Source organism: Halobiforma nitratireducens JCM 10879 (assembly GCF_000337895.1).
In the GTDB taxonomy this organism is placed as follows: Archaea; Halobacteriota; Halobacteria; order Halobacteriales; family Natrialbaceae; genus Natronobacterium; species Natronobacterium nitratireducens.
In genome coordinates this window covers 1-2080 of record NZ_AOMA01000152.1, presented here as the reverse complement: position 1 = coordinate 2080, position 2080 = coordinate 1, and the positions used below count along the sequence as shown (strand labels likewise).

The 2080-nt window shown below is 51.2% G+C and carries 2 protein-coding genes; one reads left to right on the top strand and one right to left on the bottom strand.

The window, feature by feature from the left end; all coding sequences use genetic code 11:
• A partial coding sequence (locus tag C446_RS14660; RefSeq protein WP_006673909.1) for a restriction endonuclease occupies positions 1-639 on the bottom strand: 639 nt, incomplete at its 3' end.
• Between the two features lie 123 nt (positions 640-762).
• Here C446_RS14660 and C446_RS14655 point away from each other — a divergent pair.
• Positions 763-1914, top strand: coding sequence for a PDDEXK family nuclease (locus tag C446_RS14655; protein WP_152419453.1), 1152 nt, complete (start codon positions 763-765; stop codon positions 1912-1914).
• Positions 1915-2080 lie beyond the last annotated feature (166 nt).

Sequence of the window (2080 nt, the reverse complement as noted above, 5' to 3'; positions counted from 1 at the left end):
CGTAAGGTCTTCAAACAGAACGGAGGGATCGGGAATGCTTTCGGGACTGGTCTTACTTTTCAACAGTACGCCGTTCGGGATGATGTGGAGGACTACTGCAGGGCCTTCGATCAGGTCAGAGGCGTAGCCTTCCCGTGCCTGGATCTTGTCAAGCCGATCACTGCATAATTCCTCGATCTCCTCAACGTGTCCACGGTCCTTCTGCAGGTCGACGTCGAGAAAGTCTTCGGCCAGGCCTTGACTGTTCTGCCTCAGTTCCCCCAGAATCTCTTTTCGGTGGTGGATGTTCAGGGTCCAGCCGTATTCCTCCCTGATCTCCTCCTCCATATCCAGTTCCTGGCTGCCGCCTACATCCTGATTCGTGACAAAGACGAACAGATCGTAGTCCTCACCCCGGTCCTCCTCAAGAGTTGCTACTTTCTCTGCATCGTTCCGCAGCTTACGCCTCCACGTTTCCTGGACACTGGCGTGAGCGATACCATTCCTACTGCCAAGCTCAATCTGTGCATCCCACCCTCCATCAGGCCCGGATTCTCCGCTTTCATGAACACTGTATCCTTGTTCCCGGAGGAACGCCATAGCGAAATCCTCGAAGGCATGCCCGCCGATATTTTCCAAGGCAAACTCCAACTCGTCCATACACGAATGGTTTTGCTATCCGTGTCACAAAACTGTTCGCAACCCGCCAGTTCAAGGAAGAGAACAAGAAGAGTTGTCGATACTTTTGTAAGAGCACCTACCTCAGATACAGGTAGGTGAGAAATGCCGAATACCAATCTGGAGGCGAATCTCCGCGGTATTGGGGACGGTGCGAGACTCGAGGAATTAGCTGTTGACCTCTTAGGTCGAGAAGGCTATGACGTAGATCCTACCGGTGTCCGAGGTCCGGATGGTGGCCGAGATGCCCTTCTTGAACGCTCCGGCAGACAGGGCGTGTTGCACTGCAGTATTCAATCTCGCAGGATCGAAGACAAGATCCGTTCTGACGCAGAGTCAGCAGCAGACCGTCCCGAAGATTTCGACTTCTTCATATTCGCCACCACTACCCAGATGGCAGGTGTTACTCGTGACAGGCTGGAAGACGACTTAGCCAGCGAGTATGAATGGCGGGTCCACATCAAGGATTTCGCCCGGTTGAGAAAGGACCTGATGGATGTCGAGAATCACGATCTCGCTCAAGAGCATCTAAACGTCGATCCGAGTAACGCGCTTGACAACCCTGAAAACGATATTGAAGAACTGTACCAAGCTCAGATCAGCAGGCTCCAGGAACGCAGGCCACGCCACGGAGAGTTAGTGGAGGATCAGCCTATAGTTGCTGTCCACATATTCCCGGTTGAATCGGTTTCGGATCCACCAGAAATGATCGCGACAGATCTTCCTGAACCTCCAAAGTTCCGTTCCAGGTCAGCTGGAGCGCAGGGATTCGGAGATTTGGTAGTTACAGCGCCCTATACAGATCTATCAGAAGGCTTGTTTTCAGAATACATTTGTTTGGATGGAGATGGATGGGTGGAGGCAGTGACCACGAAGCTGGTTATCGAACGCAGTGAGCGACAAGGGATAGCGTGGTATATTGATAAAGAGATCGTGGAACTGGTTGGCCGTGTCTGTGAGATGTACCAGGATTCGGGATTCTTCCCTCCGGTCTATGTTTATATCACGTTGATAGATTCAGGATGTTACACTATTGAAAAGCCTCAGCGACTCATTGGGCCAGATGTTACCCGTCCCATCAACGAAGATCTCTTGCAACTGAAACGGGTGAAGATAGAAGATCTCGAATCTGATATCGCGTTAACCCTGCGTGAGCCACTGTATCAGCTGTGGAACCGGGTGGGTTGGCAACATGGTTCGATACATTATTCGCAAAACGATGATGACAGCTTTGAATGGGATCCTTACGAGGCCTGACTTCTGTTTCGAATAAAGGCCCTCTTTACATCCCCTGAACCGCTATTAGAAATACATTCTGTGTAGCCCTGTAGATCATGCATCCGTTCTAGTTTAGCAGAGTGTAGCGCCGTCTGACTAGATATCGTTGTGACTACCAGTCAGAGAAATCCGGTGGATAGTGTGA

What these genes read in the sequence shown, in the direction of transcription:
- C446_RS14655 (WP_152419453.1), top strand. Translation starts at nt 763, where the DNA reads ATGCCGAATACCAATCTGGAGGCGAATCTCCGCGGTATTGGGGACGGT.